8 protein-coding genes and 2 pseudogenes are annotated in these 6,247 nt (G+C 45.3%); 4 read left to right on the forward strand and 6 right to left on the reverse strand.

The annotated features are described in order from the left end of the window. Positions 1-70: 70 nt before the first annotated feature. Positions 71-274: a transposase family protein gene (locus tag QUA03_RS28005; RefSeq protein ID WP_333216875.1), complete on the reverse strand. Its 204-nt coding sequence runs from the start codon at positions 272-274 to the stop codon at positions 71-73. Positions 275-405: 131 nt separating this feature from the next. Here QUA03_RS28005 and trpC point away from each other — a divergent pair, with 131 nt between their 5' ends. The 3 genes from trpC to QUA03_RS28020 all read left to right on the forward strand — a co-directional run bounded on the left by trpC (position 406) and on the right by QUA03_RS28020 (position 3,137). Further along, positions 406-1,305: an indole-3-glycerol phosphate synthase TrpC gene (gene trpC, locus QUA03_RS28010; RefSeq protein ID WP_333216877.1), complete on the forward strand. Its 900-nt coding sequence runs from the start codon at positions 406-408 to the stop codon at positions 1,303-1,305. A gap of 350 nt (positions 1,306-1,655) precedes the next feature. Continuing rightward, entirely contained in the window at positions 1,656-1,901 is a 246-nt protein-coding gene (locus tag QUA03_RS28015) for a DUF5340 domain-containing protein (protein WP_041623669.1), read from the forward strand. Between the two features lie 78 nt (positions 1,902-1,979). Then, positions 1,980-3,137, forward strand: a complete 1,158-nt coding sequence (locus tag QUA03_RS28020) for an alanine--glyoxylate aminotransferase family protein (RefSeq protein WP_333216880.1) — start codon at positions 1,980-1,982, stop codon at positions 3,135-3,137. A gap of 55 nt (positions 3,138-3,192) precedes the next feature. Here QUA03_RS28020 and QUA03_RS28025 read toward each other — a convergent pair whose 3' ends face one another. The 4 genes from QUA03_RS28025 to nblR form a co-directional block, all read right to left on the reverse strand. Beyond that, positions 3,193-3,408 carry a DUF2949 domain-containing protein gene (locus QUA03_RS28025; protein WP_333216882.1) on the reverse strand — a complete coding sequence of 72 codons (216 nt, stop codon included), beginning with the start codon at positions 3,406-3,408 and terminating at the stop codon, positions 3,193-3,195. Between the two features lie 12 nt (positions 3,409-3,420). Beyond that, positions 3,421-3,735, reverse strand: coding sequence for a hypothetical protein (locus QUA03_RS28030; RefSeq protein WP_333216884.1), 315 nt, complete (start codon positions 3,733-3,735; stop codon positions 3,421-3,423). A 497-nt stretch (positions 3,736-4,232) separates the two neighbouring features. Beyond that, positions 4,233-4,748 carry a DUF192 domain-containing protein gene (locus tag QUA03_RS28035; protein WP_333216886.1) on the reverse strand — a complete coding sequence of 172 codons (516 nt, stop codon included), beginning with the start codon at positions 4,746-4,748 and terminating at the stop codon, positions 4,233-4,235. Positions 4,749-4,862: 114 nt separating this feature from the next. Then, positions 4,863-5,558, reverse strand: coding sequence for a response regulator transcription factor NblR (gene nblR / locus QUA03_RS28040; protein WP_333216888.1), 696 nt, complete (start codon positions 5,556-5,558; stop codon positions 4,863-4,865). A gap of 243 nt (positions 5,559-5,801) precedes the next feature. Between nblR and QUA03_RS28045 the strand changes: the two are divergent. Then, a pseudogene (locus QUA03_RS28045) lies at positions 5,802-6,119 on the forward strand (PfkB family carbohydrate kinase); the annotation flags it as partial. 14 nt (positions 6,120-6,133) lie between these two features. Here QUA03_RS28045 and QUA03_RS28050 read toward each other — a convergent pair. Then, a pseudogene (locus QUA03_RS28050) lies at positions 6,134-6,247 on the reverse strand (IS630 family transposase); the annotation flags it as partial.

Here is a 6,247-nt window from a genome sequence, read left to right on the forward strand (position 1 = left end):
TAATTTACAACTCTAAACGCCTACTTTCTTTGAATTCAGTTTAATTCTCTTAATCCTTTCCTTCAGGGCACTACCCAGGACGACCAAAAACCGACAAATCTCTTACTAAAATTGGTCGATTTTGATGCAGTTTTTCGGTAGGATTGTTACAATGATGACAAACAATTCTTTCTGATAAAATGCTCAGTCCCAAGAAAATTTTTCCCTCAACTTGAGTACAAGTTTCAACCCTGACTCCAGGCAAGGCTAATAGATAGTCTAGATGGAAGCTCATAACGGTAAATGTATTAGTAGGTACATTTTACACCATAAACTCAGGAGAGCCTCGCATTTTATCATAAATTGAAAAGAGCGATCGACCTTATATAATAGAAACTTGTTACGATCGCCCTTTATCCCCCTATCATGCTTCAAATCCGCCGTCGTCCCCCCAGCACATCCGTCTCCGTACTCTACCTCAGCTACCAAATCGCGGTACCCGACGCCGAACCCCAGCACATCCTCGAAGAAATCGTCTGGGAAAAAGAAGCCGAAGTAGCCCAAAAGCGCGATCGCACTCCCTTATCCGAACTTCACAAAAAACTCCCCTTCGCACCGCCAACTCGCGACTTTCTTGCCGCCCTTAAAAACGGCAAAACCACACCCGCTATCATCGCCGAAGTCAAAAAAGCTTCTCCCAGTAAAGGCGTAATTCGCGAAGATTTCGATCCGGTGGCGATCGCCCTAGCTTACCAACAAAACGGCGCTAGCTGCATCTCCGTACTCACCGATGAAAAGTTTTTTCAAGGTAGCTTCGACAACCTCGCTAAAATCCGTGCCGCCGTCGATTTACCCTTACTTTGCAAAGAGTTTATTATCTATCCCTACCAAATTTATCTCGCCCGCATTCACGGCGCTGATGCCGTACTTTTAATCGCCGCCATTCTGTCTGATAAAGACTTACAATACTTTGTCAAAATTGTCAAGACTTTGGGCATGACAGCTTTAATAGAAGTTCACACTCTCGAAGAACTCGATCGAGTATTAACCCTAGAAGGCGTTAACCTGATCGGCATCAACAACCGCAACCTAGCAGACTTTTCCGTCAGTTTAGAAACCACCAGCCAACTATTAGCCTCCCGCCAAACCGAAATCCAAGCAAAAGGCATCCTCATCGTCAGCGAGTCAGGAATCCACACTCCCGACGACCTCGCTAAACTTGCCACCGCCGGAGCCGAAGCCGTCCTCATCGGCGAATCTCTGGTCAAGCAGCCCGATCCGGGCGCCGCTTTAGCCTCCCTTGCCGATCACCCTCCCAGCCTGTGAAAGGCGAGACCGCTTGACAAAGCACCCTTAATTCTGATAAAAAATGATTAAGTAGGTAAATAATGAGAATTTCTAGCCTGCATCGACTCAAGCGCTACTGTAAAAAAGAAATAGCACTGAAAGCTATATTGCATAGAAATATTTTGCCAGAAAGCAATTAAATCTATTCTGTAAGCCTGTCGATCGCAAAATTTAGCGTGTGCAACGCCCCCAGCCCCGAATATTTGATCGGCAAAGCAGGGGTTATTGTACGGTTAGAAAACAAATAAAAAATCGGGCATCTAATGTTCACCTGTGATGCCTCATGCAATTGCAGTGGGGTGTCGGTTCGCTGAGGTATGTTAGCTTTCATGGAGCCAATCCCCCTTCCTTCGTACATTCATTATGAATTGCTACTTCAATTGTTAGAACGCAAAACGATGTTTGCTGTCAGTCCACAATCGCCGCAGCAGCAACAAGTGCACCAACTTATTATTACACTGCGTAAAGCCCTTGCCATTCAAAAGCAATTAGAACAAAGCTGCGAGCGATCGAACTTAGCGGTAGAACATCGCTGGTCTCTAAATGAAATTAACCACAAGGGAGTTAAAAGTTAAAAAACTTAGAGTAGCGACGTGACGTATCGTATTTGATTTATTCTATATAACTCCCACAGAAAAACTTAGGACAATATCATGGACAACAAATTAATGCTGATGATTCCCGGCCCGACGCCGGTACCTGAAGCGGCCTTGTTAGCGATGGCAAAACACCCGATGGGCCACCGCAGCAAGGAATTTGACGGGATTTTTGCAGAATGTACGGAAAACCTCAAATGGCTGCACCAAACAAAAAGTGACGTGCTGAGTTTAACGGTTTCTGGTACCGGCGCAATGGAAGCTGGGATAATTAATTTCTTGAGTGCGGGCGATCGAGTTTTAGTCGGATGCAACGGCAAATTTGGTGAACGTTGGGCTGAAGTCGCCGAAGCTTATGGTTTAAACGCCGAAATTATTAAAGCCGAGTGGGGCCAACCTTTAGACCCCGAAAACTTCCGCGAAAAACTCGAAGCAGATACAGAGAAGCAAATCAAAGCTGTCATCATCACCCACTCGGAAACCTCTACCGGCGTCCTCAACGACCTCGAAACCATCAACCGCCACGTTAAAGCCCACGGTGAAGCTTTAATTATGGTCGATGCTGTCACTAGCTTAGGCGCTGTCAATATTCCGATGGACGCTTGGGGAATCGATGTCATTGCTTCGGGTTCTCAGAAAGCTTACATGATTCCTCCAGGTTTGGGTTTTGTGGCCGTCAGTCCCAAAGCTTGGGAAGCTTACAAAACTGCGAAACTGCCCCGCTATTATTTGGATTTGGGCAAATATAGCAAAGACGCTGCCAAAAATACCACTCCTTTTACTCCCCCTGTCAATATGTTTTTTGCCCTGCAAGCATCGCTGCAGATGATGAAAACAGAAGGGTTAGAAAATATTTTCGCGCGGCACAAACGGTTGATGACAACTACTCGCGCTGCTGTAAAAGCTTTAGGTTTGCCGTTGTTTGCTGCTGACGATGCCGCCAGCCCTGCGATTACTTCGGTTATGCCGCCAGCATCCGTAGATGCTCAAAAAGTGCGGACTTTGATGAGAAAGAGATTTGACATTGCTCTCGCCGACGGACAAGACCATTTGAAAGGTAAAATCTTCCGAATCGGTCATTTGGGCTTTGTGTGCGATCGCGATATTCTAGCAGCAATTTCCTCTTTAGAAGTAGTGTTGCAAGAATTGGGTCATGAAGGCTACACTCCTGGTGCCGGCGTTGCCGCTGCTGCCAAGTTCTTGGCTGAATCCTAATCCAAGTTATTAAAGGATTTTGGATTTTGGATTCTCTCTAAAATCTAAAATCCTTTTAATATGCTTCGGATAACCAATCAAAGATTTTATCCAACTGTTCGAGAGTGACTAAACCGTATTGCCACAGAACCATCGGCAAGGAATTCGGGTCTTTATCGCGCTGCGGCTGTTTGTCACCGCCACGACGTTCAGCGACAGCAATTGACGCGGGCGAAATTGCCAAATCTTCTTGTAAAAAGCGAATTAATCGAGTGTATTTAGCGGGTGCCATGTGATTTCACCTCTAAGTATAGGACACCATTTTCTGATGTGAACCTGATGTTTTTGATGAGTAATAAGCCAGTTTTAAATTTGTCTTGTTACCGTTGATAGCTTTTAAAACGCTATTAGCGGTTGAACTGCCAAACGTAATGCTGAGTGCTACTGTAAAGCTAACCTTTCCCAAAAAGTGAAAGGTTTTGCAATTTTCCTGATGTCGGCCCGATCGACTTGCGATCGCGATCGAACCTAAACTGAATACCTCGGCATCTTTGCAGCGCGAATCAGAATAAATTCTGCTACCTAAAACTACTAAACCAAGTTCAGAGTTTAACTTCATCTGCCAAAATGCAGAATCCGCAAATCTACTTCGACAAAATTAGTTAGATATTTCGATCAAACCCGAAACTGCTACCAGAAGTTAAGTTTGCCAATTCCCGCCAATTAACTTGGCTCGTAGCATATTACTTTAGATAGGTTTAGTAGATTTACCTCGATCGCCAGAACTTCCAGAGAATTTCTTTTCGTGTTGCTACACCTTGAGGCTGAGTATCGTCTCTCAGGATTGGTAACGAGTCGCTGACTCGTCTCATACCTGCGACCAACCATCTACAGCTTCCGGAAACAAGCTCAAGTCCTGACTGACTGAGATCGACATCGTAGCAAATCTTTGGGTGTTTGTACTGAATCTTACATTAATATCTTAACAAATTTAATCAATTTTTGTAAAGTTTCTAAATTTTCGCCGGTATTCCGAAGGTAGGGGGATCTCTGGGCGATGCAAACCGGGGGATTTTGTCTGTCTCCAGCTTTTACTTACTGAAACAGTCCGAAGTTTTACTGGAAAAACTCGATTTCAATACGATCGCCCACTTTGACACCGAGTTCAGCAGCTCGCCCGCCCCGAAGTTCAATAACTCGATCGACAGCAGTATCGGGCCCGTAGGTAGGACAAGGATCTGCAGTACAAGGAGGTGCAGAAACTTCGATCGCCTCAACCACCCCATCCCGGATAAAAATCATATCCAGAGAAATCTTGCAATTTTTCATCCAAAAATTGACCCGCCGCGTCGGTTTAAACTCAAACAGCATTCCTCTGTCATCCGGCAAAGAAGTTCTGTACATTAAACCCATAGCCTGTTGTTCCGGTGTTTTCGCCACTTCGAGTTCGATTGGGCGATCGCCTATCCGAGCTCTAGCAGCAACAGGCAGCACTTGACCCGATGTTTTCGCCGTCGGAGACTGATCCGCCAAAATACCAGTAGCACCAGCATTCGCGACAGGTAAAGTCGGCGAACATCCCAGCAAAAATATACTTACTCCAATACCGAGCAAATTAGTTAAATAACTCATAATGATTTTAGATTTTAGATTTTAGATTTTAGATTGGGCATAGGGCATGGGGCATGGGGCATAGGGCATGGGGCATGGGCATTGTTGACTAATGACTAATGACTAATGACTTCTTCAAGCTTCCCGCATCACATAGCCAACACCGCGCACCGTCTGAATCAAACGCTTTTCGCCCTCATCTTCTATCTTGAGCCGCAGATAGCGGATGTAAACCTCAATCACATTCGACTCGCCCAGAAAGTCGTAACCCCAAACGTTTTCCAGAATTTGTTCCCGAGTCAAAACCTCGCGGGGATGTTCCATCAAATACTTTAGCAGCTCATATTCCTTCATCGTCAGGTCGATCGCCCGTCCATTGCGTAAGGCCCGCCTAGATGCTAAATCCAAAACTAAATCGCCAAACCTCAATTGTTCGTTGCTGGTGTTATCCGGCTGCAAATACAAGCGCACCAACTGCAAAAACTCCTCAGTGCGGTAAGGTTTGAGAAAATAATCATCCGCCCCAGCTTCCAGACAAGCTACGCGATCGTCAACTGTATCACGACCGACCAATAGCAGTACCGGCACCCGATTGCCAATACTTCTGAGGTAAGAACACAGTGACAGCCCCGACTCAGGGCCAAGTATCCGATCAATTACAATCAAAGCTGGCTGCAATTCACTGGCTAAATGTTGACCGGTGGCGGTATTAGAAGCCACTACCGGTTCGTAGCCGGAGGATTTTAAGTCGAGACTCAAGTGTCCGGCGAGAACTTCGTCTGTTTCAACTAGCAGGACACAGGGATTGCGATCGAGAGTAATTGCAGCCATTGAATTGACCGGTGAAGACCATAACTGTTCTAGCACGTCTTAAGGAAGAGAGGGAGAGTGGGAGAGAGGGAGAGGGGGAGAATGGGAGAGTGGGAGAATTACCAATTACCAATTAAACTATTTGGCATTTAAATAGAAGCTCGATCGCCCCGGGCTATCCTGCCCGCCCCACGAGAGTTTAAGTAAAAAGTAGCTTACAAATTAAATGCGCTACAGCTTACCAATTACCAAATTGAATAATTTATGACCATCATCGTATTCGGCAGTATCAACATCGACCTAGCAGCAAAAACTCCCCGGTTGCCGCAGCCAGGGGAAACTATCATCGGTAGCAATTTTTTCACAGCCGGCGGCGGCAAAGGAGCAAATCAAGCCGTCGCGGCCGCCCGTCTCGGCACTTCTACCAACATCATCGGCCGCGTCGGCAACGATAAATTTGCTGAAGAATTATTGACAAATTTACAATCTTATGGTTTAAGTACAGACAATGTATTAATAGACCAAAATACTCATTCAGGAGTGGCAATTATCGCGGTAGACGAGACAGGTCAAAATAATATTAAGCTGTTCGACATCTAAACTGCATTAACTAAGTTACCTTTGTTTTTGATTTTTCGGTTCCATTTCATAATTAATTCTCCTTCATTTAAAAGTTTATGTAACAGTGATTCTAGTTTTTCAATGGATTC

This window comes from Microcoleus sp. S36b_A4, assembly GCF_036700645.1.
GTDB lineage: Bacteria > Cyanobacteriota > Cyanobacteriia > Cyanobacteriales > Microcoleaceae > Microcoleus.

Excerpts from the sequence above, each read along its gene's own strand:
- QUA03_RS28005 (WP_333216875.1), bottom strand. The coding sequence starts at position 274 with ATGAGCTTCCATCTAGACTATCTATTAGCCTTGCCTGGAGTCAGGGTT.
- trpC (WP_333216877.1), top strand. The coding sequence starts at position 406 with ATGCTTCAAATCCGCCGTCGTCCCCCCAGCACATCCGTCTCCGTACTC.
- QUA03_RS28015 (WP_041623669.1), top strand. The coding sequence starts at position 1,656 with ATGGAGCCAATCCCCCTTCCTTCGTACATTCATTATGAATTGCTACTT.
- QUA03_RS28020 (WP_333216880.1), top strand. The coding sequence starts at position 1,980 with ATGGACAACAAATTAATGCTGATGATTCCCGGCCCGACGCCGGTACCT.
- QUA03_RS28025 (WP_333216882.1), bottom strand. The coding sequence starts at position 3,408 with ATGGCACCCGCTAAATACACTCGATTAATTCGCTTTTTACAAGAAGAT.
- QUA03_RS28030 (WP_333216884.1), bottom strand. The coding sequence starts at position 3,735 with ATGAAGTTAAACTCTGAACTTGGTTTAGTAGTTTTAGGTAGCAGAATT.
- QUA03_RS28035 (WP_333216886.1), bottom strand. The coding sequence starts at position 4,748 with ATGAGTTATTTAACTAATTTGCTCGGTATTGGAGTAAGTATATTTTTG.
- nblR (WP_333216888.1), bottom strand. The coding sequence starts at position 5,558 with ATGGCTGCAATTACTCTCGATCGCAATCCCTGTGTCCTGCTAGTTGAA.